21 protein-coding genes are annotated in these 26361 nt (G+C 74.0%); 11 read left to right on the forward strand and 10 right to left on the reverse strand.

What is annotated here, in order from left to right; all coding sequences use genetic code 11:
- Window positions 1-205: 205 nt before the first annotated feature.
- Window positions 206-2146: a glycosyltransferase family 2 protein gene (locus AB0F01_RS19800; RefSeq protein WP_362097111.1), complete on the forward strand. Its 1941-nt coding sequence runs from the start codon at window positions 206-208 to the stop codon at window positions 2144-2146.
- 3 nt (window positions 2147-2149) lie between these two features.
- Complete coding sequence (gene rfbC, locus AB0F01_RS19805) at window positions 2150-2758, forward strand: dTDP-4-dehydrorhamnose 3,5-epimerase (RefSeq protein ID WP_362097114.1); 609 nt, start codon at window positions 2150-2152, stop codon at window positions 2756-2758.
- On the opposite strand, the gene AB0F01_RS19810 is transcribed toward rfbC, so the two are convergent.
- From AB0F01_RS19810 to AB0F01_RS19840, 7 genes are all read right to left on the reverse strand, one after another.
- On the reverse strand, window positions 2748-3551 hold the full coding sequence (locus tag AB0F01_RS19810; protein WP_362097116.1) for a class I SAM-dependent methyltransferase: 804 nt from the start codon (window positions 3549-3551) through the stop codon (window positions 2748-2750). The two genes, rfbC and AB0F01_RS19810, sit on opposite strands and share 11 nt — an antisense overlap.
- Entirely contained in the window at window positions 3538-4425 is an 888-nt protein-coding gene (gene rfbD / locus AB0F01_RS19815; RefSeq protein WP_362097119.1) for a dTDP-4-dehydrorhamnose reductase, read from the reverse strand. The genes AB0F01_RS19810 and rfbD overlap by 14 nt, the downstream gene beginning before the upstream one ends.
- On the reverse strand, window positions 4422-5402 hold the full coding sequence (gene rfbB / locus AB0F01_RS19820; protein ID WP_362097122.1) for a dTDP-glucose 4,6-dehydratase: 981 nt from the start codon (window positions 5400-5402) through the stop codon (window positions 4422-4424). Before rfbB ends, rfbD begins: the two co-directional genes overlap by 4 nt.
- Entirely contained in the window at window positions 5399-6466 is a 1068-nt protein-coding gene (locus AB0F01_RS19825; protein ID WP_362097123.1) for a glucose-1-phosphate thymidylyltransferase, read from the reverse strand. Before AB0F01_RS19825 ends, rfbB begins: the two co-directional genes overlap by 4 nt.
- Before the next feature lie 120 nt (window positions 6467-6586).
- The gene (locus AB0F01_RS19830; protein ID WP_362097125.1) at window positions 6587-6766 is read right to left on the reverse strand and encodes a hypothetical protein; all 180 of its coding nucleotides are present in this window, start codon (window positions 6764-6766) and stop codon (window positions 6587-6589) included.
- A 195-nt stretch (window positions 6767-6961) separates the two neighbouring features.
- Window positions 6962-7381 (reverse strand): CBS domain-containing protein, encoded by a 420-nt coding sequence (locus AB0F01_RS19835; RefSeq protein ID WP_362097128.1) that lies wholly within the window; start codon window positions 7379-7381, stop codon window positions 6962-6964.
- A 279-nt stretch (window positions 7382-7660) separates the two neighbouring features.
- Window positions 7661-10114, reverse strand: a complete 2454-nt coding sequence (locus tag AB0F01_RS19840; protein WP_362097131.1) for a SpoIIE family protein phosphatase — start codon at window positions 10112-10114, stop codon at window positions 7661-7663.
- Between the two features lie 488 nt (window positions 10115-10602).
- Here AB0F01_RS19840 and AB0F01_RS19845 point away from each other — a divergent pair, with 488 nt between their 5' ends.
- Window positions 10603-12735 carry a SpoIIE family protein phosphatase gene (locus AB0F01_RS19845; RefSeq protein WP_362097210.1) on the forward strand — a complete coding sequence of 711 codons (2133 nt, stop codon included), beginning with the start codon at window positions 10603-10605 and terminating at the stop codon, window positions 12733-12735.
- Window positions 12736-13100: 365 nt separating this feature from the next.
- Here AB0F01_RS19845 and AB0F01_RS19850 read toward each other — a convergent pair whose 3' ends face one another.
- Window positions 13101-14408, reverse strand: coding sequence for a S1 family peptidase (locus AB0F01_RS19850; protein ID WP_362097134.1), 1308 nt, complete (start codon window positions 14406-14408; stop codon window positions 13101-13103).
- Between the two features lie 637 nt (window positions 14409-15045).
- On the opposite strand from AB0F01_RS19850, the gene AB0F01_RS19855 reads away from it, so the two are divergent.
- The 5 genes from AB0F01_RS19855 (at window position 15046) to AB0F01_RS19875 (ending at window position 22472) form a co-directional block, all read left to right on the forward strand.
- Window positions 15046-15261 (forward strand): type A2 lantipeptide, encoded by a 216-nt coding sequence (locus AB0F01_RS19855; RefSeq protein ID WP_362097136.1) that lies wholly within the window; start codon window positions 15046-15048, stop codon window positions 15259-15261.
- A 171-nt stretch (window positions 15262-15432) separates the two neighbouring features.
- Window positions 15433-16239, forward strand: a complete 807-nt coding sequence (locus AB0F01_RS19860) for an HlyD family efflux transporter periplasmic adaptor subunit (RefSeq protein WP_362097139.1) — start codon at window positions 15433-15435, stop codon at window positions 16237-16239.
- Window positions 16236-18458, forward strand: a complete 2223-nt coding sequence (locus tag AB0F01_RS19865; protein ID WP_362097142.1) for an NHLP family bacteriocin export ABC transporter peptidase/permease/ATPase subunit — start codon at window positions 16236-16238, stop codon at window positions 18456-18458. The genes AB0F01_RS19860 and AB0F01_RS19865 overlap by 4 nt, the downstream gene beginning before the upstream one ends.
- Window position 18459: 1 nt before the next feature.
- The gene (locus AB0F01_RS19870) at window positions 18460-21324 is read left to right on the forward strand and encodes an NHLP bacteriocin export ABC transporter permease/ATPase subunit (RefSeq protein WP_362097144.1); all 2865 of its coding nucleotides are present in this window, start codon (window positions 18460-18462) and stop codon (window positions 21322-21324) included.
- A gap of 134 nt (window positions 21325-21458) precedes the next feature.
- A complete protein-coding gene (locus AB0F01_RS19875; RefSeq protein ID WP_362097146.1) occupies window positions 21459-22472 on the forward strand; it encodes a Ppx/GppA family phosphatase in 1014 nt (337 codons plus the stop codon).
- A 284-nt stretch (window positions 22473-22756) separates the two neighbouring features.
- On the opposite strand, the gene AB0F01_RS19880 is transcribed toward AB0F01_RS19875, so the two are convergent.
- Window positions 22757-23365 carry a flavodoxin family protein gene (locus AB0F01_RS19880; RefSeq protein ID WP_362097149.1) on the reverse strand — a complete coding sequence of 203 codons (609 nt, stop codon included), beginning with the start codon at window positions 23363-23365 and terminating at the stop codon, window positions 22757-22759.
- 77 nt (window positions 23366-23442) lie between these two features.
- On the opposite strand from AB0F01_RS19880, the gene AB0F01_RS19885 reads away from it, so the two are divergent.
- The 3 genes from AB0F01_RS19885 to AB0F01_RS19895 are packed head-to-tail and all read left to right on the forward strand — an operon-like array spanning window position 23443 to window position 25332.
- Complete coding sequence (locus AB0F01_RS19885; protein ID WP_362097152.1) at window positions 23443-24459, forward strand: iron-containing redox enzyme family protein; 1017 nt, start codon at window positions 23443-23445, stop codon at window positions 24457-24459.
- A 5-nt stretch (window positions 24460-24464) separates the two neighbouring features.
- The gene (locus tag AB0F01_RS19890; RefSeq protein WP_362097155.1) at window positions 24465-25154 is read left to right on the forward strand and encodes a HemK2/MTQ2 family protein methyltransferase; all 690 of its coding nucleotides are present in this window, start codon (window positions 24465-24467) and stop codon (window positions 25152-25154) included.
- A complete protein-coding gene (locus AB0F01_RS19895; RefSeq protein ID WP_362097158.1) occupies window positions 25135-25332 on the forward strand; it encodes a CDGSH iron-sulfur domain-containing protein in 198 nt (65 codons plus the stop codon). Before AB0F01_RS19890 ends, AB0F01_RS19895 begins: the two co-directional genes overlap by 20 nt.
- A 217-nt stretch (window positions 25333-25549) precedes the next feature.
- Here the strand turns inward: AB0F01_RS19895 and AB0F01_RS19900 are convergent, their stop codons facing one another.
- The gene (locus AB0F01_RS19900) at window positions 25550-25984 is read right to left on the reverse strand and encodes a subtilase-type protease inhibitor (protein ID WP_362097161.1); all 435 of its coding nucleotides are present in this window, start codon (window positions 25982-25984) and stop codon (window positions 25550-25552) included.
- Window positions 25985-26361: the final 377 nt, after the last annotated feature.

Genomic DNA, 26361 nt, shown 5'->3' on the forward strand with positions numbered 1-26361 from the left:
GGGCCCGGGCGGGCCACCGCACGCGTCGCGCCGCCCCAAGTCGCCTGCCGCACAAGCCGTTCGGCCGGGACGCGCCGATGCGGATCATGGGGGCACGCGGGCGGTGGTAGGAGGATGGGGCGGCGCTGTCCAGGGGGTTAGGCTCGGGCAACGCACCCAAGTCCGCCCGTGCGACGGAATATCACCCGAAGGGCCTCACAACGCGATGCCGGTCAAGGTCAGCGTCATCGTTCCCGTGTACAACCCGGGAAGCTACATCGAGGACTGCATCTCCTCGCTTCAGCGGCAGTCCCTCCCACACGACGAGTACGAAGCGATCTTCGTGGACGACGGGTCCACGGACGGCACACCCGAACGGCTGGACCGGCTGGCCGCCGAGGACCCTCGGATGCGGGTGATCCACCAGGAGAACTCCGGCTGGTCGGGCAAGCCGCGCAACGTCGGCATCGCCGCCGCGAGCGGCGAGTTCGTGATGTTCGTCGACAACGACGACTACCTGGGCGACGAGGCCCTGGAGCGGATGTACGACTACGGCGTCGCGCACGGCGCGGACGTGGTCGTCGGCAAGATGGCGGGCAAGAACCGTGGCGTGCCGGTGGAGCTGTTCCGCCGCAACCACCCCCGGGCCACCGTCGAGAACGCGCCGCTGATCGACAGCCTCACTCCGCACAAGATGTTCCGCCGGGAGTTCCTCGACCGCATCGGGCTGCGCTTCCCGGAGGGCCGGCGGCGGCTGGAGGACCACGTCTTCGTGACGGAGGCGTACCTGCGCGCGGACAACGTGTCGGTGCTCAGTGACTACGTGTGCTACTACCACATCCGGCGGGACGACGCCTCGAACGCCGGGTTCCAGCGTTTCGACCCGGTCGGTTACTTCAAGAACCTGCGCGAGGCGCTGGACGTCGTGGAGCGGTACACCGAGCCGGGCCCGGTGCGTGACCGGCTGTTCCGCCGGTGGCTGCGGGTGGAGATGGTGGAACGGCTGCGGGCCCGGCGTCTGCTGGCCCTGCCCGACGACTACCGCAGGGAACTGTTCGCCGAGATCCACAAGGTGGTCGTCGAACGCTTCGGGCCGGGCGTCGCGGCCGGGCTGCAGCCGACGCAGCAGGTCGTCGCCGCGTTCACCGCCGCCGACCGCTACGACGACCTGGTGGCCTTCGCCGAGTGGGAGGCCGGGGTGGCCCCGGTCGCCACCCCCACCGCGGTGGAGTGGCGGGACGGCGTGCTGCACGTCGGTTTCACCGCCGAGTACACCTCCGCCAAGCAGCCCCTGACGTTCCCCGCCGGAGCCGCCCGGACCCCGTTGACGGACACGCCGAAGAACGTCGAGGAGGCCGTGGCCTGGGTGGCGGAGGAGACCGCGGCCCGCGCCGGACAGGCCACCGCCGACCTCCTGCTGCGGGAACGGTCCACCTCGGCCCAGTACTTCCAGCCCGTCGAGTTCACCCTGGAGACGGTCACCGCCGAGGACGGCGAGCAGGTCCGGTTGGTGCTGCGGGCGAGCGCCACGGTCGATCCCGCCGCCCTGCCGCGCGAGGGGGTGTGGGACGCCGTCGCCCGGGTCAAGCTGGGCGGCTGGACCAAGGAGTGCCGGGTCGGCCCCGCTCCCCGCGCCACCCGCCCCGAGCCCGACGCGGGCGTCGTCGCCGGGGGCCGCACGGTCCTGCCGTACTGGACGGAGCCGCACGGCCATCTCGCGCTCACCGTGGGGGTCAAGGGCAGACGTCTCGGCCTGGACCGGGTGCGCCGCCCCCACGTCTCGTTCTCCGGCGGGCGGCTGCGCGCACGGCTCCCGCTGCACGCGCGCCACGGCACCGCGGTGGGGCTGCGGTTCACCGCGTCCGGGCGGACGCTGCACACGGCCGGGACACTCGACTCGGCGCCCGGTGAACCGGGTTCGTGGCTGGAGTCGGCGCTGCCGGCCGGGCTTCCGCGCGGCACCTGGCGGGTGGCCGTCTCGACGGCCCCGGACGCCGCGGCACCGCGGTACACCGCGTTGCCGTTCGCCCTGCGGGCCCGCGGCGGACGCACACTGGTGGTGCCGGTACCGCGCCCGGGAGCGGCTCGGAAGCTGGCGGGACGGGCCCGGCGGGTGCTCGGGGCCGTCCGGGCGCGCGTGGCACCGATGATCAAGGGAAGGCGGTAGAGGGTGCGGGCGATGGAGATCGAGGGCGCCTGGGTGCTGGAGCCCAAGGTGTTCCCCGACGAGCGGGGCAGCTTCCACGAGTGGTACCGGGGCGAGGAGTTCCGGGAGGCGACGGGCTACGACCTGACCCTCGCGCAGGCCAACTGCTCCGTCTCACGGCGGGGTGTGCTGCGCGGGGTGCACTTCGCGGACGTGCCGCCCGGCCAGGCCAAGTACGTCACCTGTGTGCGGGGGGCGGTCCTGGACGTGGTGATCGACCTGCGGGTGGGCTCCCCCGGCTACGGCCGCTCCGAGGCCGTCCGGCTCGACGACGACACCCGGCACGCGGTCTTCCTCAGCGAGGGCCTGGGCCACGCGTTCATGGCGCTGACCGACGACGCGACCGTGGTCTACCTCTGCTCGACGGGCTACGCGCCCGGCCGGGAGCACGGGGTGCACCCGCTGGACCCGGCCCTCGGCATCGCCTGGCCGGAGGGCATCGACCCGGTGCTGTCCCCGAAGGACGAGCAGGCGCCGACGCTGGCCGAGGCGGAGCGCCTTGGCCTGCTGCCGTCCTACGCTGCCTGCCGCGCACGCTACGACGAGCTGCGCGGCAGGGGCCTCAGCGACTGACGCCGACCTGTTCCAGGGCGCGGCGCAGGGGCTCCCAGCCCATGCGCCGCGGCAGGCCGCGGTTGCGGGCCTGCACGAGCGCCTTCCAGAAGCCCGCCTCCAGCAGCGCCTCGGGCGGCACCGCACCGGCCCGCTCCAGGATCGACTCCGGGACCTTCTGCGGGTCGGGCACCTTGTACTCGGCCATCAGCTCGTCGTACGTGTCGTGCAGCACCGTGTTCTCGGGGTCGGCGCCGAAGACGACGAGCTGGCCGGTGGGCTGGGTGTCGACGAGGATCGTCACCAGGTCGGGGCGGTGGCGCGCCAGCACCTCGGCGATCTTGTAGACGTCCCCGGTCCAGGCGCCGGTGTGCCGGTCCCGGGCCGCCTCGTCCACGCTCCGCGGCAGCATGTCGTCGAGGACGATCACGCTGGACCAGTCGGAGTGCTTCTCGACGTTCATGAAGTCGCGCAGCGCGTACTCGAAGAGGTGCATGCCGTCGATGAACGACAGGTCGAGCGTGGTCCGGCGCCAGTGCCCGATGGGGCTGCGTCCGCGGCGCAGGTTGCGCAGCGGGTGGCGGCCGCCCTTGAGGTGGGCCAGGGGGTTGTCACGGGCGAAGAAGTCGTCGCTGGTGGCCTTCACCAGGTGGACGTCGCACTTGATCTCCGAGACGACCTTGAAGGCGGGGTCGATCGCGATGCTGGGGACGCGGGACAGGCGCAGGCTGCGCCCGTCGTTGACGCCGATCTCCAGGTAGTTGCGGTTCGCGCTGACCTTGTGCAGTTCCCGCAGGAACTCATGGCGTTTCACGAAGGGGACTCTCCTTGCGGATGCGGGGCAGTGCTTCGTGCAGGGCGGCGCGCCAGTCACGGGGTTCCGGCAGGCCGGTCTCCCGCCAGCGGCCGTGTGCGAGGGCGCTGTAGGCGGGGCGCGGTGCGGGCCGGGGGAAGGCCGCGCCGGTGGTGGGCCGCACCCGTGAGGGGTCGGCGCCGACCAGGCGGAACACCTCCCGCGCCAGCTCGTACCAGGTGGCCTCGCCGGAGTTGGTGGCGTGGAAGACGCCGTGCGTGCCGTCGCCGACCCGGGGGCCGAGGTCGGCGATGCGTTCGGCGACGTCCGCGCTCCAGGTGGGCTGCCCCCGCTGGTCGTCGACGACGTCGACGGTGGGGCGGCCGGCCTCGAGACCGATCATCGTCCGCACGAAGTTCTTGCCGTGGACCCCGTACAGCCAGGCGGTGCGCACCACGGCGCTCGCGCCGGGGAGTTCCTCCAGCACGGCTTGTTCGCCGGCCAGCTTGGAGCGGCCGTAGGCGGTGCGCGGGCCGGTGGGGTGGTCCTCGGGGTAGGGGGTGGTGCGGGCCTCGCCGGAGAAGACGTAGTCGGTGGAGACGTGGATCAGCCGGGCGCCGTGGGCGGCGCAGGCGCGGGCGAGCAGCCGGGGGCCGTCGCCGTTGATCCGGGTGGCGGTCGTCTCGTCGGTCTCGGCGTCGTCGACGGCCGTGTAGGCGGCGCAGTTGACCACCAGGGAGGGGCGGTGCGCGGCCAGGGCCCGGTCGATGTCGTCGGCGTCGGTGATGTCGAGGGCGGCCCGGTCGAGGCCGGTGACCTGCTCGCCGCGCCGGGTGAGGGTGTCGACGACGTCCCGGCCGAGCATGCCGCCGGCGCCGGTGACCAGCCAGTTCACGGCCGGCCTCCGGTGACGCGCTGCTTGAGCGGTTCCCACCAGGCGCGGTTGTCCCGGTACCAGGCGACGGTCTCGGCGAGGCCGGTGGTGAAGTCGTGGCGGGGGCGGTAGCCGAGTTCGTCGCGGGCCTTGCTCCAGTCGACGGAGTAGCGCAGGTCGTGGCCCTTGCGGTCCTCGACGTACTCCACGCTGTCCCAGTCGGCGCCGCAGGCGTCGAGGAGGAGGCCGGTGAGTTCCTTGTTGGTGAGTTCGGTGCCGCCGCCGATGTTGTAGACCTCGCCGGCCCGGCCGCGGGTGCGGACGAGGTCGACGCCGGCGCAGTGGTCGTCGACGTACAGCCAGTCGCGGACGTTGAGGCCCTCGCCGTAGAGGGGGACCTTCTTCCCGTCGAGGAGGTTGGTGACGAAGAGCGGGATGACCTTCTCGGGGAACTGGTGCGGCCCGTAGTTGTTGGAGCAGCGGGTGACGCGGACGTCCAGGCCGTGGGTGCGGTGGTAGGAGAGGGCGAGCAGGTCGGAGGACGCCTTGGAGGCGGAGTACGGGGAGCTGGGCTCCAGGGGGTACTCCTCGGTCGCCGAGCCTTCCGCGATCGAGCCGTAGACCTCGTCGGTGGACACGTGCACGAACGTGTCGATGCCGTGCCGCAGGGCGGCGTCGAGCAGGACCTGGGTGCCGACGACGTTGGTGAGGACGAAGTCGGAGGCGGTCAGGATGGACCGGTCGACGTGGGACTCCGCGGCGAAGTGGACCACCTGGTCGGCCTCGGCGGTCAGCTTGCCCACGAGTTCGGCGTCCCGGATGTCGCCCTGCACGAACTCCAGCCGGGGATGGTCGAGTTGCAGGTTGTCCAGGGTGCCCGCGTAGGTGAGCGCGTCCAGCACGGTGACGCGCGGCGCGTCGGGGGCGTCGTCCGCGAGGAGGGTGCGGACGTAGCGGGAGCCGATGAAGCCGGCGGCGCCGGTGACGAGGAGGTTCATGAGTGGATCTGCACCTTGCTGTGGTCTCCGAGGACGAGTCGGTGGGCGCTGGGCACGCTGGGCGCCGGTGTCACTTCGACGTGCCGGCCGATCAGCGAGGACTCGATGCGGCTGACGCCGTCGATGGAGGAGTCCCGCAGCACGATCGAGAACTCGACCTCGCTGTCGGTGATCCGGCAGTTCTCCGCGACGGAGGTGAAGGGGCCGATGTAGGAGTGGCTGACGACCGTGCCCGCGGCGATCACGGCGGGACCGACGATGCGCGAGTTCACGATGCGCGCCCCTTCCTCCACGACCACGCGGCCGATGGCCTCGGATGCGTCGTCGATGTCACCGTCGATGCGCCGGTCGATCCCTTCCAGGACCGAGCGGTTGACCTCCAGCATGTCGACGACGTTGCCGGTGTCCTTCCAGTAACCCTGGATGACCGTACAGCGCACATCGGCCCGCGCGTCGATCAAATGCTGGATGGCGTGGGTGATTTCGAGTTCGCCGCGCCACGAGGGGGTGATGGCGCGCACCGCGTCGTGGATGAGCGGGGTGAAGAGGTAGACGCCGACCAGCGCGAGGTCGCTCTTGGGGTGTTCGGGCTTCTCCTCCAGGCCGACGACCTGTCCGGAGGCGTCGAGTTCGGCGACGCCGAAGGAGCGGGGGTCGGCGACGCGGGTGAGCAGGATCTGCGCGTCGGGCCGGTGGCTGCGGAACTCCTCGACGAGCCCGGTGATGCCCCCGACGATGAAGTTGTCGCCGAGGTACATCACGAAGTCGTCGTCGCCGAGCCAGTCGCGCGCGATCAGCACCGCGTGCGCCAGCCCCAGGGGCTTCTCCTGGGGGATGTAGGTGACTTTGAGACCGAACGCCGAACCGTCGCCGACGGCCTCCTCGATCTCCGCGGCCGTGTCACCGACGATCATCCCGACGTCCGTGATGCCCGCGTCCGCGAGGGACTCCAACCCGTAGAACAGCACGGGCTTGTTGGCGACGGGCACCAACTGCTTGGCCGAGGTGTGGGTGATCGGCCTGAGCCGGGTTCCGGCACCGCCGGACAGCACGAGAGCCTTCATTCGACCCACCTTAGTGGTCTCCGGCCCCCGCACGCGTCATGTGTTGTGGTCCTTCATGACGACATCCGGTGAGAGGGCCGGTGAAAACCCCCGGGTTCCGCTTCGTACCGGGACCGACGGTCAGTCCTCGCCCCGCACGATGTTGCCCTCGGCGTCCGTCCTCGGCGTGGCGGGGCCGGTGCGGTTGACCACGGCCGGCAGACAGGTCCGCAGGGGGTGCTCACCCTTCAGCCGCCGGGCCGTCGCCCACCCGGTCTCGGGCCGGCGGGAACGTGCTTCGGTGTCGGTCTGCGTGGTCACGACGCATCATCTTCCTTCTGGGTCCGCTGGCCCCCGGGTCCCCGGGCGTCCGGCAGGCAAACACGGCGCTGGTCCGGCGCCCGGCCCCGGGCGTGCCCCCGCGCCCCTCGGCCGCCCACCGGGCCTGCCCGGCACGGCAGTTCCCTCCCGCTCCCTCCCGCGCGTGCTCCCTCCCGCGCGCGGGCGGAGCGGCGGTCAGGTCCGGGGGCGGGCCGCGCTGATCCCGGCGAGGGCGGAGTCCGGGTCGCGTTCCATCGCGGCGTCACCCAAAGAGATGACCCCGACGAGCCGCCCGGCGTCGACGACCGGGATCCGGCGCACGGCGTGCTCGCGCATCAGCCGCACGGCACGGTCCAGCTCGTCGCCCGGTCCCACGGTCACCGGGTCCTCACTGCACGCCCCGGCCACGGTGGTCTGCTCGGGGTCCGTGCCGAGCGCGAGCGCGCGCACCACCAGGTCGCGGTCGGTGACCACGCCGCGCAGCCGGTCGCCGTCCGTGACCAGGACGGAGCCGAGGTCGCGGTCCCGCATGACCCGGGCGACCTCGGCCACGGACGTGTGCGGTCCCACGGTCACCGGGACGGAGGTCATGATGTCGCGGACGTACTGGGCCATGGTGGCGTCCTTCCTGGGCTGGTCCCTGACGCGGCTCCGCGCGCCGTGCTCGGCGGGCCCCGCCCGGGTACCCGCTTGGGCGGAGGGTCACCCCGGCGCGGGCACGAGGCGCGGACACGGGGGTGCGGACACGGAAGTGCGGGCGCGGGGGTGCGGGGCCGACCGCGCCTCGGCGGTGCCCACGGCGTGTGTGTGCGCCCGCTGCCCGGCCCCGGGGACCGCTCCCGGTGCCTCCGCCTCCGAGCGCCGGATGTCGCGGGCTCCCCGGCTCCCGGCGGATCAGTGGTCGAGGTCGAGGAGGAACTCGGCCCACACCTGCTTGCCCCCGCTGACCGGGAGCGTCCCCCAGGTGTCCGACACCGCCTCCACGAGCAGGATGCCCCGGCCCCCGGTGGCCTCCCAGCCGATGCTGGTGGGCTTCACCGGGCTGCGGGGCGAGGAGTCGGCGACGGCCAGGCGCAGCCGGTTGTGGACCAGGGTGAGGTCCAGGCGCACCGGCCCCTCGGTGTGCACCAGGGCGTTGGTGACCATCTCCGAGACGGCCAGCAGGATCGGGTCGAGGGTCTGTTTCACGCCCCAGGACCGCAGGGTGCGCCGGGTGAAGCGACGGGCGTGTCCCACCGCCTGCGGCACCCGCCACACCGTCCAGGTCTCCCGGAGCGGGCGCGACTCCATGCCGTCGTAGCGCACCAGCAGGAGCGCGACGTCGTCGGTGCGCGGGGCCCGGCCGAGCAGGGTGTCGGCGATGCCTCCGAGGTCCGAGGGGTCGGCGCCGGACAGGTGGGTGGCGAGCCCCCGCATGCCCGCGTCGATGTCGGACTCGGGTCTCTCCACCAGGCCGTCGGTGGTCAGGGCGATCAGCGTGCCGGGCTGGAGACGGAGCGGGCCCATCGGGAAGTCGGCCCGGCTCACCACGCCGAGCGGCGGCCCGCCCTCGGCCTCCACGATCTCGGTGCGTCCGTCGGGCTGCCGCAGAACGGGGGGCAGATGTCCGGCGCGGACGCACCAGGCCGAGCCCGCCTCCATGTCGATGTCGACATAGCAGCAGGTGGCGAAGAGGTCGGACTCCATGTCGATGAGCAGCCGGTTGGCGTGGGACACCACGACGTCCGGCGGGTGCCCCTCCACCGCGTAGGCGCGCAGCGCGGTGCGCATCTGGCCCATGAGGGTGGCCGCGGCGGCGCTGTGTCCCTGAACGTCCCCGATGACCAGGGCGACGTGGTGGTCGGGCAGGGGGATGACGTCGTACCAGTCGCCGCCGAGTTCCAGACCCGCCGTGCTCGGCAGGTACCGGGCCACGGCGACCGCGCCGGGCAGCCGGGGCAGCCGGCGCGGCAGCAGCTGGCGCTGGAGCATGCCGACGAGTTCGTGTTCGGCGTCGAAGGCGCGGGCGCGCATCAGGGCCTGTCCGGCGAGGCCCGCGGCGGCGGTGAGCAGCGCGCGTTCGTCGGGGCCGAACTCGTGCGGGGTGTCCCAGCCGATGAGGCAGGCCCCGGCCATGCGGTTCCCGGCGGGCAGCGGCAGCACGGCCAGGCCGCCCGGTCCCACGTCGGCGAGCGCGGGTTCCAGGTCGCTGCCGGCGGGCCAGATCCGGGACCGGCCCTCGCGCAGCGCGGCGGCCAGGGTCGGCATGGAGCGCACGGGCGCGTCCGGCCATTCGCTGCGCCACTCGGTGCGCCACAGTTCCGGCCAGGACTCGGGCTCGGGCGGGTCGAGCACGGTCACGACGAGCCGGTCGCTCTCCAGCTCGGCGAGTGCGATCCGGTCGGCCCGCAAGGGGCGCCGCAGCGCGGCGACCACGGCCTTGCCCACGTCGCGGACCGTGACCGCGGTGGCCAGCGCGGCGGCGAGGCGCTGGACCCGGGCGACGTCGGTGAAGTCGGAGCGCAGGGCCGAGGCGTCCGCCACGGAGCCCACCAGCCGGGCGGGGCTGCCCTCGCCGCCGGGCAGGAGCCGGCCGCGCAGCCGCAGCCACCTGGGCGGGCCGGCGGGCTGGAGGACGCGGAACTCCAGCTCGCGGTCGCCGATCGACATGTGGTCGGCCTCGACCACGGACATCAGGGACGGCAGGTCCTCCGGCACGGTCAGACCGAGCAGGGTCTCCACCCGGCCGTCGAAGTCGTCGGGGTCCAGGCCGAACAGGTCGAGGATGTCCTCGCCGACCTGGACCCGTCCGGAGTCCATGGCCAGGCTGAACCCGCCGGGCGGGAGGTCCTCGTCGTCCGCCGGAACGGCGGGCGGCGGGGAGGTGAGGGCGTCGGCGACGAGGGCGAGGCCGGCCCGGTCGTCGTGGTCGAAGCCGTCGGGGCGCTCGCTCACCGCGAGGAGGCAGCCGGGCCCCTCCCGCACGGGCAGCGCGGCGAGGTGGAAGTCGCGCGCCGGGACGCGGCGGGAGTGGGCGTGCTCGGCCAGTTCCTTCGGGCCGAGCCACACCGGCCGTCCGGTGCGCAGGGCCTCGGCGGCCGGGAAGCGGCCCGTCCGGGGGTAGCTGTCGCGCACCCCGTAGAGGTTCCTGGGGATCCCGACGGATTCGACCAGGCACAGTGCGTCGCCGTCCTGGCCTGGTACGTAGAGGGCGGCGAAGGTGGCCCCGGCGAAGACGAGTGCCTGTTCGAGCACGCGTCGCACGCGGTCGGGTGACTCCCGGTCGGCCGCGATCGTCCGGAGAGCCCCTTCCACGCGCAGCGTCCTCGTGCTGCGTTCCGCAGCGCCCTCACCGACCACGTTGGCCATTACAGCGCGTAAAGCATCGGGGCGCAGCCCCTGCGGCGCGTTCCGGCAGCGGAAGGGGGACGGGGCGGGGCGGAGCGGCAGCGTTCCGCACGGCCCCCCGGTCGCCGGGCGCGCCGTCGGCGGAGCCGCCCCGGTCCGCCACCGCTCGGTTCCGGCCGCCGCACCCCGGCCGGGAGGCGGCAGGCCACCGGGCCGCGGGTACCGGCGCCGCGTCCGGCCCGGTGCCGGGTCCGAGCGAGTGACGCGGGCGGTCCGGCGGGACCGGGGCCGTTCGCCGTGCGCGTCGGGGCGGCACGGGGGAGATTGGGGTGCGCGGTCCCTGCCTGCGGCCGGGCGAGGAGGTGGTCGGCGTGACCGAGGGACGATGGTCCGCGCGGCCGGAGGGGGCGCGGTCCCCGCTGCCGGGTGGCCTGCCCCCGCCTGACGCCCCTCCCCCGCTCGCCGGTGGCCCGCCCCCACCGGACGCGGCGTCCTCGGTGCCCCACCCGGTGGACGCGGTACGGGCGCCCGGCGGGGGCCCGCCGCCGGTCGGGCGGCCGGTGCTGTCGCTGACGCTGGCCTCCCTGATGGACGAGGTGCACGCGCACTCGGGTGCCGTGTACCTGCTCGCGCCCGACCAGCCGGCCCTGGAGATGGTGGTGACGGCGGGGCTGCCCCGGGCGTTCGCGGCGCCGTGGGAGCGGATCGGGCTGAGTGCTCCGCTCCCGGTGTCGGAGGCGGTGCGGGAGCGGCGGCTGGTGTGGGTCGGCGGCGAGGAGGAGATGGCGCGCCGCTATCCGCGGATCGCCGTGGTGCTGCCGTACCCCTTCGCCCTGGCGGCGCTGCCGATCGCCACCCCGGCCCGTGTGTACGGCGGGATCTTCGTGACCTGGCCCGGGTCGCACCCGCCGGAGCTTTCCGATGCGGAACGCCGGCGGCTGACCGCCGCCTGCGACCGGCTCGCGACGCGCCTGGAGCGGGCCGTGGAGCAGCGCCTGCCGCTGCCGCCCGAACCCGATCTGTCCGCCGCTCACCTGGTGGGCGGTCCGGGCGGCACGCTCGGCTCGGTGGAGGCCGCGCGGATGGTGTCCCGGCTGCCGTACGGGCTGTGCTCGCTCGACGTGCACGGGCGGGTGGGTTTCGCCAATGCCGCCGCCACCGATCTGCTGGGGGTGAGCGCGGAGGAGCTGCTGGGCAGGCGGCTGTGGACGTCCGTGACGTGGCTGGACGACCCGGTCCACGAGGACCGCTACCGGGCCGCGCTGCTGAGCCAGCAGGCGACGTCGTTCGTGGCGCTGCGTCCGCCCGGCGACTGGCTGTCGTTCCGGCTGTACCCGAGCACCACCGGGCTCAGTGTGCGGATCAGCCGGTCGCGCGCCGTCACGGAGATCAACCGGGCCGCACCGCCGAGGGGCGACATGCCGGCCCGGCTGGTGGACATCTCGCAGGTGCTGAGCCTGGCCGGGGCGCTGACCGAGGCGGTGGGCGTGCAGGACGTGGTGCAGCTGATCGCCGACGAGATCGCCCCGGCGGTGGGCAGTCAGGGTGTGGTGCTGCTCGGGTCGCGGGCCGGACGCCTGGTGGTGCTGGGGCACCGCGGGTACCACGACGCCCCGGTGGTGGAGCGGTTCGACGGGATGCCGCTGTCCGAGCCGACGCCGGGCGGCCAGGTGCTGCGCACCGGTGTGCCCGCCTTCTTCGAGTCCCGCCGGGAGCTGGAGCGGCTGTACCCGGTGCTGGTCGTGAATCCGTCGACGTTCGCGTCGTGGGCCTACCTGCCGCTGATCGCCTCGGGCCGCCCGGTGGGCACGTGTGTGCTCGCCTACGCGGCGCCGCACCGTTTCACCACGGAGGAGCGCGCGGTGCTGACCAGCCTGGCCGGGCTGATCGCCCAGGCCCTGGAACGGGCGCTGCTGTACGACGCCAAGCACCGGCTCGCACACGGTCTCCAGGCGGCGCTGCTGCCGCACACCCTGCCGTCGCTGCCCGGTCTGGAGGCGGCGGCCCGCTATCTGCCCGCCACGCAGGGGATGGAGATCGGCGGCGACTTCTACGACCTGGTGCGGACGCGGAACACGGCGGCGGCGGTGATCGGGGACGTCCAGGGACACAACGTCACGGCGGCCGGGCTGATGGGGCAGGTGCGGACCGCGGTCCGGGCGTACACCACGGTCGGGCAGGCTCCGGAGGAGGTCATGCGGAGCACCAACCGGCTGCTGCTGGACCTGGGTTCGGAGCTGTTCGCGAGCTGCCTGTACCTGCGTCTCGACCCGGCGCGCGGGCGGGCCGTGATGTCCCGTGCGGGGCATCCGCCGCCGCTGCTGCAAAGGCCGGACGGCCGGGTGCGGGTGCTGGACCTGGCCGGGGGTCCGCTGCTGGGTGTCGACGCCGGGGCGGTCTATCCGACGACCGAGGTCGACCTCTCCCCCGGCTCGCTGCTCGTGCTGTACACCGACGGCCTGGTCGAGTCGCCGGGAACGGACTTCGAGGAGGCCCTCGCGGCTCTGGGCCGGCGGCTGAGCGACCTCGGTGACCTGCCGCTGGACCAGGTGGCCGACGGCCTGATCCGGTTCGGGTCGGACGCCGCCGAGCACCGTCTGGACGACATCGCCCTGCTGCTGATCAGGACGACGGCTTCCTAGGTCCTGTCGTCACCTTCCCGTCGTCCGCCCGCGGGGCGGCCGTGCGGCGTCAGGTGCGTGCTCTCGGCGTGCCGGGCCCTGAGTCTCGTACGGGATGTACTCCGGTCAGGGCCCGGTGCGGCGAGCGTGCGGGCCGGGCGTGGCGACGGGGCACACGGTGCCTGTCGCGGCCCTGGGCACCCGCCGCGTTCCGCCGCCCGGTGTCCCGGCCCGGCCTTCGCGGGACGGGCGGGCGGGTCCGGCACCGCCCGGGCGGGCAGGCGGGGCGGCACAGCCCGGGCGGGCGGGTCCGGCCCTGCCCGGGCGGGGCGGGACCGGACCCGTGGTGCCGCGGGACGCGTCGAGGGGTGCGCGTCCCGGGCACGTCAGTGGGTCCCGGCCGGACCCTCCTCGCGGGCGCCCTGGCCGGCCCGCTCACCGGCACCGGCCTCGCCGTCGCCGTTCTGCCCGCCGGCACCGGCGTCCTCACCGCCGGCCTGCTGACCGGCGCCCGCACCGGCGTCCTCACCGTCCGCCTGCTGCCCCGCGTCCTCGCCGCCGGCCGCGGCGCCGCCGCCCGTGCCGAGGGTCGCGCCGACGGCGGCCAGGGCCGTGGTGACCGGCTGGAAGAAGGTCTCCCCGCCGTTGGTGCAGTCGCCGCTGCCGCCCGAGGTGAGGCCGATGGCCAGTCCGTCGCGGGTGAACATGGAGCCGCCACTGTCACCCGGCTCGGCGCACACGTTGGTCTGGATGAGCCCGGTGACCGTGCCCTCCGGGTAGTTGACGGTGGCGTTCAGGCCGAGCACCTGGCCGTCGGCGAGCCCGGTGGTGCTGCCCATCCGGAAGACCTGCTGGCCGACGGTGGCCTCGGCCGCCTGGCTGATCTGGACCGTCTGGCCACCGACGTTGACGTCGCTGGGCGCCTGGGTCGCCGGGTCGTCGTACTTGACGAGCGCGAAGTCGCCCTCGCCGGGGAAGACGGCCTGGTCGATGGTGGCGATGGGGGCGCCGCCCTGCTGGTCGGACCACTGGTTGCCGCCGAGCGCGCAGTGACCGGCCGTCAGGAAGGCGGGGCTGCCGTCGCTCGCGGTGACGTTGAAGCCGAGCGAGCAGCGGGAGTTGGCGGCGAAGATGGCGTCGCCGCCCGAGACGAAGGTCCGGAAGGTGCCCTTGGACTTCTTCAGGGTGGCCATGCCGGAGCCGAGGCCCTCGACGGTCGACTCCAGCCGGTCCCACTTGTCGCCGGTCACCGTGCTGTCCGCGGTGACCAGGATCTTGTTGGTGCGCGGGTCCACGGCCCAGGATGTGCCGGGGATGGCCGCCTCCGACTTCAGGGTCTGCGCTCCGGACTCCAGCTCGGTCATGCTGTTGTCGACCTCGCGCACGGCCGCGCCCGCCCGCTTGGCCTGCACGATCACCTGGTTGTTGTCGCCCTGGACGACGTTGACGACGAGCTGCTTCTTGCCGCTGTCGTAGTAGGCGCCGGCGTACGCGTCGCCGAGGATCCCGGAGAGCTGCGAGGCGAGGTCCGAGGCTGCCTCCGCCTTCAGGGTCCTGGGCGCCGGTGCCGCTTCGTCCGACGCGCCGTCCTGGGAGGCGTTGGCGTTCGGGAGCAGGAGCGCGGCAGCGCCGAGCGCCACGACACTCCCCGCCGCTATCGCGGCCTTGCGCTTCGGAATTCGCTTGTGACTCAAACTACTCGACCTCCTGGGGGGACCGGAGTCGGCCGCCGTTCGGCAGCGGTGGGGCGCCTGGACGGCTGTTGGTACGCACGTGTCGGGCGGGGCGTTCAAATCCCGTACGGAGTCGTCGCGTCGGCGGGCGGAAACCGGCCGGGCACCCGTGCGGTGGCGGCCCACGTCACGGCTCCTGCACCGCCACGGTCCGCGAGAGGACGGACACGTTCTGTGGCGCACCCGATGCGGAATCCCGGCTTCAGGAAATCTGCACAGCCCGCGCCCACCGCGGTCACCGCGTCGGGAACGCGACGGGGGGCCGGTGACCGGGTCACCCGTTGCGCCGGGTGTGCCGGGTGCGGCTCCGGCGGGCGCAAGGGGGCGGACGCGACGATGCCGTGCACCCTGTGAAGAAGTCGCCGCCGCTTCGTGCCGCCGTCTGCACGCCTGGGCACCTCCGGGTCGCGATGCGCCTGGTGAGCAGCCGGATCGATTGGAAGCCGGGAGCCGACGCGTGCTTACATCCATCGCACCGCAAGGCCGTTCCGGGCTTCCCGTGACGGGCGCCCGGCGCCCGCGGTCGCGGCCTTCGGCTGTCCCCAGCGGGGGCCGCTCTCCCCCCATGTGAAACACCCATACGAAGGGAAGTTCCAGCATGAACTCCACCCCCCAGGTCGAGACCGCCGAGATCTCGGACGCCGAGCTCGACAACGTCTCCGGCGGCCTGTCCGTGAACGCCGTGAACACCCTGACGGGCGCGGTGGACGGCATCGCACCGGTCTCCGGCGTGCTGGACACGGCCGTCGACACCGTCGAGGGCGTCACCGGCCTGAACACCGCCCCGGTCACCAACCTGGTCGCCGGTCTCTGATCGCGCGTTCCGGCGGGCCGGGCCCCGGAGCCGTCCCACGGCTCCGGGGCCCGGCGGCGCCTCACCCGGCCCGGCCGCGCAGGCGGTCGGCCGGTTCCCGGCTCCACAGCAGCCCGTACCTCCCGCACATCCCGTACGTCCCGAACATCCCCCGCAGGTGAGGGAAGACCCGTGCAGTTCCGCCAACAGGCCCTCGCCAAGCAGCAGTCACCGGAGGAACTCGACCTCCCGGTGCGTCTCGCCCGGCCCCAGGGGTGGCTGGTGCTGTCCGTCACGGTGGTCGCCATGGCCGCTGCCTCCGTGTGGGCGCTGACCGGTTCGGTGGCGTCGACGGTGACCGCGCCCGCCGTGCTCACCCACGGGCGGGGCAGTTACGTCCTGCAGAGCCCCGTCTCCGGACAGGTCACCGAGGTCCTGGCGGAGCAGGGCGAGCGGCTGGCCGCCCGTTCCCCCGTGCTGAAGGTGCGCACCGCGCAGGGCGAGACGGTCGTCCGCAGCCTGGACGCCGGACAGGTCACCACGCTCGCCGCGACCGTCGGACGGATCATCCGCACCGGCGCCGACGTCGCCGCCGTGGAGCGGACCGGCCGCGCCGGGGACCCCCTGTCCGCGACGGTGTACGTGCCCGCCGGCCGGGCCGCCGCCGTTCCCGCCGGCGCGTCCGTCGACCTGACGGTGCAGTCGGTGCCCAGCGAGGAGTACGGCGTGCTGCGCGGCCGGGTCGAGACGGTGGACCGCACCGCGCAGTCGGCGGGGCAGATCGCCTCGTTCCTCGGCGACCCCGCGCTCGGTGAGCAGTTCGCGCGGGAGGGCAGGCCGGTGGCCGTCACGGTGGAGCTGCGGACGTCGTCCACGACGAGGAGCGGCTACGCCTGGTCGTCCGCGGACGGACCGCCGTTCCGGCTGACCTCGATGACCCTGGCCTCCGCGTCGATCCGGCTCGCCGACCGGCGCCCCGTCGAGTGGCTGCTGCCGTGACCGGCACCCGCGCACGCACCGGCAGGCGCCGCGCCGCCCCGCCCGCCCGCACCGTGCTCCCCCGGCGCGCCCGGACCGTGCGCACCCCCACGGTGCTGCAGATGGAGGCCGTCGAGTGCGGCGCCGCCGCGCTGGCCATGGTGCTCGGCCACCACGGCCGCCACGTCCCGCTGGAGGAGCTGCGCATCGCCTGCGGCGTCTCCCGCGACGGCTCGCGCGCCGGCAACCTGCTGAAGGCGGCGCGCGGTTACGGGCTGACCGCCAAGGGCATGCAGATGGACCTGGCCGCCCTGGCGGAGGTGGCGGCGCCGGCCATCCTGTTCTGGGAGTTCAACCACTACGTCGTCTACGACGGCATGGGACGCCGGTTCGGCCGTCGCGGCGTGTTCGTCAACGACCCGGGCAAGGGCCGGCGGTTCGTGCCGCTGGAGGACTTCGACGGCAGCTTCACCGGGGTCGTCCTGGTGATGGAGCCGGGCCCGGACTTCACCCGGGGCGGACGCCGGCCCGGTGTCCTCGGGGCGATGCCCGCCCGGCTGCGCGGCACGGCGGGCACCCTGCCCGCCGTGGTGCTGACCAGCCTGCTGCTGGTGGCGGTCGGCGCCGCCGTGCCGGGACTGAGCCGCGCCTACATCGACGAGTTCCTGATCGGCGGCCGGACCTCGACGCTGGACGTGCTGTTCACGTCGATGGGTGCCTGTGTCCTGCTCACGCTGCTGCTGACCTGGCTGCAGCAGGCCAACCTGCTGCGCGGGCGGATCATCTCCTCGACGCTCTCCAGCGCCCGCTTCCTGCGCCACCTGCTGCGGCTGCCGGTGACGTTCTTCGCCCAGCGCAGTCCCGCCGACCTGGTGCAACGGCTGCAGTCCAACGACGCGGTGGCCGAGACCCTGGCCCGTGACCTGTCGGCGGCGGGGGTCGACGCCCTCGTGGTGGTGCTGTACGCGTTCCTGCTGTACAGCTACGACCCGCAGCTCACCTTCGTCGGCATCGGTGTGGCCCTGCTGAACGTCCTGGCGATGCGGGTGGTGGTGAAGCTGCGCGCGACGCGGACCGCGAAGCTGCGGGCGGACACCGCGCGGCTGACCAACACGGCGTACACCGGGCTGCAGTTGATCGAGACGCTGAAGGCGACCGGCGGCGAGGACGGCTACTTCCGCACCTGGGCGGGGCAGCACGCGACCACCCTGGAGGAGCAGCAGCGGCTCGGTGTGCCGACGGCCTGGCTGGGGGTCGTCGCGCCGGCCCTGGCCATGCTCAACAGCGCGCTGATCCTGTGGATCGGCGGGCTGCGGGCGGTGGAGGGGCACATCTCGGTGGGGCTGCTGGTCGCCTTCCAGGCGCTGGTCACCCGGTTCACCGCGCCGCTGACCCGGCTGAACGGCGTGGCCGGCCGCATCCAGGACTTCGCGGCGGACGTGGCCCGGCTGAAGGACGTGGAGAACTTCCGGGCCGACCCGCTGTACGGCCGTCCCGGCGCCGGGGAGTCGACACGGCGGCTGCACGGGCACGTCGAGCTGCAGAACGTCTCCTTCGGCTACAACCCGCTGGACGAGCCGCTGCTCACCGGTTTCGACCTGACCGTCGGGCCGGGGCAGCAGGTGTCCCTGGTCGGCGGCTCCGGCAGCGGCAAGTCCACGGTGTCCCGGCTGATCTCCGGCCTGTACACCCCCTGGGACGGGGTGATACGGGTCGACGGGCGGCGCATCGAGGACATTCCGCGCGGGGCGCTCGCCTCCTCGGTGTCCTTCGTGGACCAGGACGTGTTCCTCTTCGAGGGCACGGTCCGGGACAACGTGGCGCTGTGGGACCCGTCGGTCCCCGACGAGGCCGTGGAGGCGGCGCTGCGGGACGCGGCGCTGTACGACGTGGTCGCCCGGCGGCCCGGCGGCATCCACAGCCGGGTCGAGCAGGACGGCCGCAACTTCTCCGGCGGGCAGCGCCAGCGGCTGGAGATCGCCCGGGCGCTGGTGCGGCGGCCGAGCATCCTGGTGCTGGACGAGGTGACCAGCGCGCTGGACGCGGAGACCGAACAGATCGTGATGGACAACCTGCGCCGCCGCGGCTGCGCCTGCGTGGTGATCGCGCACCGGCTGAGCACGGTCCGCGACAGCGACGAGATCGTCGTCCTGGACCGGGGCACGGTCGTCGAGCGCGGACGCCACGCGGAGCTGGTGGCGCGCGGCGGCGCGTACGCGGCGCTGGTCAGGGAGCGGTGAGATGACGACGACGGTGCACGACGGCCTCGGCGGCGATCTGGTGCTGGGCGCGCTGGGCGGACTGGGCACGCCGGTGGACTGTTCCGGGTCCGGCCGCCTGGACCTCGAGGGACCGCAGGTGCTGTGGCTGGTGGCGGCCGGCGCCGTGGACCTGTTCGCGGTCGACGCCGGGCGGCAGGGCCACTGGCACCACCTGGGCCGGCTGGCGGCCGGGGCGCTGCTGCTGGGTCCGGTGCCGGGTCCGCAGCACACGCTGGTGGCGCGCCCGCTGCGGGACTGCGTGGTGCACCGCATCGGGCTGCGCGAGCTGTACCAGCAGGCGGACACCCGGACGTGGTCCTACGACGCCCACGGACGGCCGCAGTACGTGCCGCCCGCCACCAGCCCGCTGGAACACGCCCTGGCGCTGGGCCTCGGCCGGAGCCTGTCGGTGCTGTTCCGGGCGCCGACGGCCGGGGAGCGCACGGACCTGTCCGGGGCCGTCCCGGTGGACGGTCCCGGCCCGGACGAGGACGACGACGTGTTCTGGATGCACGTGCCGCCGGGCAGCGTTCAGTACGGATCGGTGTACGGCGCCCAGGCGGCGGCCGATCTGCTGATGGACGCCGCCCTGTGGCAGAGCGTGGTCGACCAGCAGTACCGGCTCATGACCGCCCTCGACCGCTGGATCGAGCAGCTGGAGCAGACGCACGCGTCCCGCACCGCCGAGGGCATCCGGGCCGGTGAGGCGGTGCGTGCCCGGGCCGACCGGACGTTGCTGGCGTCCATCGGCAGCCGTCCGTCGACGCGCGCGGCGACGGCCGCCGACGCGGACGCCACGTACGCGGCCTGCGAACTGGTGGCACGGGCGGCCGGGATCCGGCTCGCGGGTCCCCCGGCGCCGGGGGCGGGCGGCGACCGGCTCGACCCGGTCGAGCAGGTGGCCCTCGCCTCCCGGGTCCGCACCCGTGCCGTGCGCCTGCGGGGGCGCTGGTGGCGGGAGGACGTGGGTCCGCTGGTGGGACACCGGTCGCTGTCGGGCGCCCCGGTGGCCCTGCTGTGGCGGCGCGGCGGCTATGTGGCGGTGCACCCGGGCAGCGGCCGGGAGACGCCGGTGGAGAAGGCCAACGCCGGGGAGTTCGAGCCGCAGGCGGTGATGTTCTACCGGCCGCTGCCCGACCGGCGGCTGGGTCCCCTGGGCCTGATGCGGTTCTGCAGGGCGGGCACCCGGCGCGACCTGACGGCGCTGCTGCTGAGCGGCCTGGTCACGGTGGGCGTCGGCGCGCTGGTGCCGCTCGCCACCGGGCGGGTGCTCGGTGAGTTCGTGCCGCGGGCGCAGACCGGCCTGATCGTGCAGGTGTGTCTCGCGGTGATCCTCGCCGGTGTGGTGGCGGCGGCGTTCATGCTGCTGCAGAACCTGACCCTGCTGCGGCTGGAGGGCCGGGTGGAGGCCACCCTCCAGCCGGCCGTGTGGGACCGGCTGCTGCGCCTGCCCACGTCGTTCTTCGCCCAGCGGTCCACCGGTGAGCTGGCGAGCGCGGCGATGGGCGTCAGCGCGATCCGCCGGCTGCTCGCCGGAGTGGGGCCGACGGTGGCCCAGTCGGTGACCGTCGGGGCGGTGAACCTGGGTCTGCTGCTGTGGTTCAGCGTGCCGATGGCGCTCGCGGCGATGGGCATGCTGGTGGCGGTGGCCGCGGTGTTCCTGGGCCTCGGGCTGTGGCAGGTGCGCTGGCAGCGGCGGCTGGTGGTGCTGACCAACCAGCTGAACAACCAGGCGTTCCAGACGCTGCGCGGGCTGCCGAAGCTGCGGGTGGCGGCGGCGGAGAACTACGCGTACGCCGCCTGGGCGTCCGAGTTCGCCCGGAGCCGGGAACTCCAGCAGAAGGCGGGCCGGGTGAGGAACCTGACGGCCGTGCTGGGGGCCGTCCACCTTCCGCTGTGCACCCTGGCGATGTTCATGCTGCTGGCGGGGCCGGCCCGCGGCTCGATGACGGCGGCGGAGTTCCTCACCTTCCACACCGCGGTGACCATGGTGCTCACCTCGGTCACCCAGCTGACCGGTGCGTTCGTCTCCGGGGTGGCGGCCCTGCCGCTGCTGGAGCAGATCCGGCCGGTGCTGGAGGCCACGCCCGAGGTCCCGTCGGGGAGCACCCGGCCGGGCCCGCTGTCCGGGGCGGTGGAGGCGCGGCGGCTGTCGTTCCGGTACTCCGACGACGGGCCGCTGGTCCTGGACGACGTCTCCCTGGAGGTGCGGCCGGGCGAGTTCGTGGCGGTCGTCGGCCCGAGCGGGTGCGGCAAGTCGACCCTGCTGCGGCTGCTGATCGGCTTCGACCGGCCGCAGTCGGGCAGCGTCCTCTACGACGGCCAGGACCTGTCCGCGCTCGACCTGTCGGCGGTGCGCCGCCAGTGCGGGGTGGTGCTCCAGCACGCCCAGCCGTTCACCGGTTCCGTCCTGGACGTGATCCGCGGGACCGAGCCGTACACCCCCGAGGAGGTGATGGCGGCGGCCGAGATGGCGGGGCTGGCCGAGGACATCCGGCGGATGCCGATGGGGCTGCACACCCTCGTCTCCGGCAGCGGCGCGGTCTCCGGCGGGCAGCGGCAGCGGCTGATGATCGCCCAGGCGCTGATCCGCCGCCCCCGCATCCTCTTCCTCGACGAGGCGACGAGCGCCCTGGACAACGGGACGCAGCGCACGGTGATGGACTCCACCCGCGCCCTGCGCGCCACCCGCGTCGTCATCGCGCACCGGCTGTCGACGGTGCTGGACGCGGACCGGGTGGTGGTGATGGAGGACGGCAAGGTGGTCCAGCAGGGCCCGCCGGCCGACCTGCTGGCCGACACGGGCGGACGGCTGCACGAACTGGTGCGGCGTCAGCTGGCGTAGGGCTGCCCGGAGCGGAACCGGCGTGCCGCCCGGGCGGATCCGGGCGCCGGTCGGCTCCGGGAGGCGGGCCCCCTGCGGTGCGGCGGGTCTCCCTCCGTGCGGTAGGGGATACGCCCAGTGGGTACCCACGCGCCATGCGAACCAGCGTGATGGATGTGGGATCGAAGACCGTCAGACTCGTCGTCGCGGACACGGACGACGGGGTGCCGTTGCCGGTGCACACGGCGAAGTGGCGGCTGCGGCTGTCCGAGGAGGTCGCGCCGGGCGAGCCGTTGCCCGAGGAGGCGGTGGACCGGCTGGTGGAGGCCGTGGCGGCGGCGAGCCGCACCGCCGCCCGGTGGGGCGCCGCCGGGCCGCTCGCCTTCGCCACCGCCGTGGTGCGCGGCGCCCCGAACCGGCAGGAGGTGCTGCACGAGGTCCGGTCCCGCACGGACGTCGCGCTGTGCACCCTGCCGGGCGAGGTGGAGGCCGAGCTGACCTTCCTGGGGGCCCGCCGCTGGATGGGCTGGCGGTCCGGTCCGCTGGCCCTGCTGGACATCGGCGGGGGTTCCCTGGAGGTGGCCTTCGGCCGCGGGCGGCTGCCCGACTTCGTGGCCTCGCTTCCGCTCGGCGCCGGCCGGCTGACCCATGAGTTCTTCGCCGGGCAGGACCCGCCACCGCCCTCCCAGGTGCGCGCGCTGCGCCGCCGGGTGCGGCACCAGCTGCGGGACGTGGCGGCGCGCATCCGCTGGGAGGGGCCGCGCACCGCGGTGGCCACCTCGCGGACGTTCCAGCAGCTGGGGCGGCTGTGCGGGGCCGCGCCGGGGCGGCACGGCCCGTTCGTGGAGCGGGAGCTGTCCTGCACCGACCTGCGGGCGGCGATCGACCGGCTGGCCGCGCTGCCCGCCGCCGAACGCGCCCACCTGCCCGGCATCTCCGCGCCGCGTGCGGAGCAGAGCCTGGCGGGGGCGGTCGTGGCGCACACGGCGATGAAGCTGACCGGGCTGTCGGCGGTCACCATCTGCCCCTGGGCGCTGCGCGAGGGCGTGCTTCTGCGGCACATCGAGGACGGGCCGGGCTGGTGGGCGGAGGTCACCCGGCTCAACGAGAAGGAGACGGCTCCGGCCGAGGCGGTTCCGCTGCGGGTGGCCCGCCCTGGGGCCTCGTAGGAGCCTCCAAGCCTCCCGACGGGCTGCGTGGTCCACGCGGTCGCGGCCGGGGACACGGGCCGTACGGCGACTCAGATCCCTGCCGTGCGGATAACGGCCGTGCGGGTCCGGCACGGCATCACGAAGAGCCGGGGCGGGACCCGCGCGGGGGCCGGAGACGGCACGCCCCGGCCGCCTCGGGCCCCGGCGGGAGTCGCGGGGCGCAGCCGGACGGTGCGCGGCCGGCCCGCCTCGGGTCCCGGCGGGAGTCCCGGGGCTGAGGGACGACGGTGAGCGGGCGCCGGCTACTGCGGCGGCGGGCCCAGCGGGCGCTCCGCCAGGGCCCGGGCCACACCGAGCAGGTTGGCGGCCATGGCCCGGCCGGTGCTGCGGGACCAGTCGTGGCCGCGGCCGCCCTCCAGGAAGCTGGGCCCGGGGCCGGGGCCCTGGTTCCAGTACGTCCACGCCTGGCCGGGGATGGTGTAGCCGATGTCCTGCAGCCCGCCGGTGATCTCGCTGATCACGTGGTGGGCGCCGTCCTCGTTGCCGGTGACGACGACCCCGGCGACGCGGTTGTAGGCGACCGGGCGGCCCTCGTCGTCCGTCTCGGACATCATCGCGTCCATCCGTTCCAGGACGCGCTTGGCGACCGAGGACGGCTGCCCGAGCCAGGTCGGGGAGGCGATGACCAGGATCCGCGCGTCGAGGATCTTCGCGTGCACGTCCGGCCAGTCGTCGCCGTCGTGCACCGCCTCGCTGGTGATGCCGGGGCCGATGTCCAGGTCCACGGCGCGCACCACGTCGACCTCCACGTCCTCCTTCTGGAGCTGTTCGGTGACGGTCGCCAGCAGCGCCTCGGTGTTGGAGGTGGCCGGGGACTTCTTGAGGGTGCAGTTGATCGCGAGTGCCTTCATGCGGTCCGGAGTACCCCCGCGGCGGGGGGACACGCGCGACCCGGGGTGGCCCGGCGGACCGCGGGTACCCGGGTCCCATGGAACACCCACGTACGGAACCGACGCTGCCCGCACCGCGCGGCCCCCTCAGCGCCGCCGTCATCGCCCACCTCAGGGGTGACGGCCCCCTCCCCCGGCCGCAGGACGTGACCCGGGCGGCGGTGTACGGCGACGACTTCCAGCTCGCGCTGTACCTCTGCTACGAACTGCACTACCGGGGCTTCGAGGGCGTCCCCGCGGCGCTCGAGTGGGACCCCGACCTGCTGCGGACCCGGGGGGCGCTGGAACGGCGCTTCGAGACGGCGCTGCGCGCGGACGCCACCGTGCACGACGACGTGGACACGGCCCTCGCGGACCTGCTGGTGGAGCCGGTCGACGGCACCGGTGTCAGCCACTTCCTGCGGGACAAGGGCGAGCTGTGGCACGTGCGCGAGTACGCGGCCCAGCGCTCCCTGTACCACCTGAAGGAGGCCGACCCGCACGCCTGGGTGCTGCCGCGGCTGTGGGGCCGGGCCAAGGCCGCGATGGCGGCGGTGGAGTTCGACGAGTTCGGCGGCGGCCGTCCCGACCGGGTGCACGCCCTGCTGTACGCGCACCTGATGGAGGACCTGGGCCTGGACACGACGTACGGCCGCTACCTGGACGCCGCCTGCGCGGAGCTGCTGGTCACCGTGAACCTGATGTCCCTGTTCGGTCTGCACCGCTCCCTGAGGGGCGCCCTGGTGGGGCACTTCGCCACGGTCGAGATCACGTCCTCGCCCGGGTCCCGGCGGCTCGCCGAGGCGATGCGCCGCACGGGCGCGGGGCCCGCCGCCGAGCACTTCTACGACGAGCACGTCGAGGCCGACGCGGTGCACGAGCAGGTGGTGCGCCACGACGTGATCGGCGGTCTGATGGAGGACGAGCCCGCGCTCGCCCCGGACATCGCCTTCGGCATCGACGCGACGGTGTTCGTGGAGGACCGGCTGGGCGACCGGCTGCTCGCCGACTGGGGCGCGGGCCGCTCGTCGCTGCGCACGCCGCTGTCCGTCCCGGACGTCACTCCTGTCTCATGACGCACATGTCCGAGGATGTCCGGGGTACTCGGCCGCGCGTGAATCCACTCGCACCCCCGGGCGTCTACGCCCCGCAGGAAGACACCGAGCTGCTGGCCGGTGCACTGTCCGACGAGCCCGTCCGGCCGGGCTCGGACGTTCTCGACGTCGGCACCGGTTCCGGTGCCCTGGCGCTCGCCGCCGCCCGGCGCGGCACGCGCGTGACCGCGGTGGACGTGTCCTGGCGGGCCGTGTGCGCGACCCGTCTGAACGCGCTGATGGCGGGCATGCCCGTCCAGGTACGGCGCGGGAACCTGTTCACCCCGGTGCGGGGCCGGTCGTTCGACCTGATCCTCGCCAACCCGCCGTACGTGCCGGCGCCCGACGGCGGTGCCGGGCCCCCGCGCGGGGCGGCCCGGGCGTGGGACGCGGGCCACGACGGGCGGCTGGTGCTGGACCGGATCTGCGAGGAGGCGCCCGGACTGCTGCGGCCCGGCGGCGTGCTGCTGCTGGTGCAGTCGGCGCTCAGCGGGCCGGAGCTGACGCTCGGGCACCTGCGGACGGCCGGGCTGAAGGCTGCGGTGACGCGGCGCCGGCACATCACGTTCGGTCCGGTGCTGCGGGCCCGGGAACGCTGGCTGCGGGAGCGCAACCTGCTGGGCCCGGACGAGAACAGGGAGGAACTGGTGGTGGTCCGTGCCGAACAGCCCGTCTGACACGCCCCGGCGGATGACCGTCCAGCGCAAGGGCCCGCTGCTGGTGGAGGGCCCGGTGGAGGTGGAACTGGAGGACGGCACGGTCGTGTCCTCGGACCGCTTCCGGGTGGCGCTGTGCACCTGCCGCCGCAGTCGCCGCTACCCGTGGTGCGACACCAGCCACCGGGACCGGGCCTGACGTAGGGCGGGACGCCGGCCCGGCGGCGGGAGGCAGCGGAGGTACGAGGAGGGCCGGGCGGCCACGTGGCCGCCCGGCCCTTCAGGATGCCGGAGGCCGGCGGGCGGCCCCACTCCGCCCGCCGGCTTCCTTGCGCGAGATCGCACGTCTCCGCGGGGTTGCTCGCACTCCCCAATCTGCGGCCACCGCGCGGTCACGGGAACCGTGCGATCCCGGTCTAGAACGCGAAGACGCTCGAACCGTGAGCGTTCATCACGCACTCGTTGGGGAAGGTCCGTTCGTAGGAGACCCGCTGTCCCTGCCACACGCCTTCGACGGTGACGACGACCGGGTCGTACTGCTTGGTGCAGAAGACGCCCGGCCGCATGGACAGCGCGTCGAGGTTGCCGCTGACGCCTTCGAGGTCGGCACAGGCCGAGGAGGCGGCGGGGTGGGTGCCGGAGGCGCCCGGGCCGCAGGTCAGGGTGACCGCGCGTTCGGGTGTCACGCTCGGCGCGCTCTCGCCGTGACCCATGGTCAGCACCAGGGCCGAGGGGGCGTAGAGCGCGGAGGGGCCGGTCCCCGGTGCGGCCTGCGCGGCCCCGGTGAGGGGTGCGAGGACGGCAGCGGCCGTGAGGCCGAGGGTGGTGGCCCAGCGCGCGGTGTTCCGCATTGTGTGCATCCTTCCGCTCGTTTCGTTCGATCGCCGGTCCGTGCTCGGTCGGTGCCGCACCGGCGTGCCGGAGTCTGCCGAGTCCCCGGCGGAAAGACACGTCGACCCTGCTGGTTTCAGTAACATTGCGTGTTGAATCAGTGGCGCGAAGTCACGCGATGGAAGGGCTTCAGGCCGGTAATCAAGCGGTTACCGTGTGCGTGAAGTGGCCAGTTGGCGGAATTCCGACTGTTCGTTAATCGGCCTGAAACATTCCGATTCAGGTGCCGACGGGCCGTTCCGCGACGCCTTGTGTTCACGTGGAGATCACTTACGACCGGGGTGGCGCCGCCCGATCCCTGTGGGCGGAACCGGGCCGACGGGCGCCCCGGCCGCGG

It is taken from the genome of Streptomyces sp. NPDC029526, assembly GCF_040637405.1.
GTDB lineage: Bacteria > Actinomycetota > Actinomycetes > Streptomycetales > Streptomycetaceae > Streptomyces.

Coding starts and splice junctions, on each gene's coding strand:
- AB0F01_RS19800 (WP_362097111.1), top strand. CDS start 206: ATGCCGGTCAAGGTCAGCGTCATCGTTCCCGTGTACAACCCGGGAAGC.
- rfbB (WP_362097122.1), bottom strand. CDS start 5,402: ATGAACCTCCTCGTCACCGGCGCCGCCGGCTTCATCGGCTCCCGCTAC.
- AB0F01_RS19825 (WP_362097123.1), bottom strand. CDS start 6,466: ATGAAGGCTCTCGTGCTGTCCGGCGGTGCCGGAACCCGGCTCAGGCCG.
- AB0F01_RS19835 (WP_362097128.1), bottom strand. CDS start 7,381: ATGGCCCAGTACGTCCGCGACATCATGACCTCCGTCCCGGTGACCGTG.
- AB0F01_RS19840 (WP_362097131.1), bottom strand. CDS start 10,114: ATGGCCAACGTGGTCGGTGAGGGCGCTGCGGAACGCAGCACGAGGACG.
- AB0F01_RS19855 (WP_362097136.1), top strand. CDS start 15,046: ATGAACTCCACCCCCCAGGTCGAGACCGCCGAGATCTCGGACGCCGAG.
- AB0F01_RS19870 (WP_362097144.1), top strand. CDS start 18,460: ATGACGACGACGGTGCACGACGGCCTCGGCGGCGATCTGGTGCTGGGC.
- AB0F01_RS19875 (WP_362097146.1), top strand. CDS start 21,459: ATGCGAACCAGCGTGATGGATGTGGGATCGAAGACCGTCAGACTCGTC.
- AB0F01_RS19880 (WP_362097149.1), bottom strand. CDS start 23,365: ATGAAGGCACTCGCGATCAACTGCACCCTCAAGAAGTCCCCGGCCACC.
- AB0F01_RS19885 (WP_362097152.1), top strand. CDS start 23,443: ATGGAACACCCACGTACGGAACCGACGCTGCCCGCACCGCGCGGCCCC.
- AB0F01_RS19890 (WP_362097155.1), top strand. CDS start 24,465: ATGTCCGAGGATGTCCGGGGTACTCGGCCGCGCGTGAATCCACTCGCA.
- AB0F01_RS19900 (WP_362097161.1), bottom strand. CDS start 25,984: ATGCGGAACACCGCGCGCTGGGCCACCACCCTCGGCCTCACGGCCGCT.